We start from the raw sequence: 297 nt of genomic DNA on the forward strand, positions 1-297 counted from the left end.
GCAGCGCGCCACCACGGCCGCGGACCTGTCGTTGCGGCTCACGACGAACCGCTTCAACGCGGGCGCGGTCAGCTATCTCGACGTGGTGACCGCGCAGACGATTGCGCTGACGAACCAGCGCATCGCGGATCAGATTGCCGAGCGGCAGTTGGAGTCGAGTGTGTTGTTGCTGAAGGCGTTAGGCGGGACGTGGGGTGGCGAAAGCCAGAGCGCGGCGGGGACTGTGTAACCGGTTGTACGCCCTCACCTGGCGCGCGGAAACCTCAGCACGAACCGCGTACTGCGCGCATCGCTCTG

At 66.3% G+C, this 297-nt stretch carries 1 pseudogene; it reads left to right on the forward strand.

Annotated elements, in window-relative coordinates:
- Positions 1-229, forward strand: a pseudogene (locus P0D73_RS46895) (RND transporter); the annotation flags it as partial.
- Positions 230-297 lie beyond the last annotated feature (68 nt).

Source organism: Paraburkholderia sp. RL18-101-BIB-B (assembly GCF_046026985.1).
Lineage (GTDB): Bacteria > Pseudomonadota > Gammaproteobacteria > Burkholderiales > Burkholderiaceae > Paraburkholderia.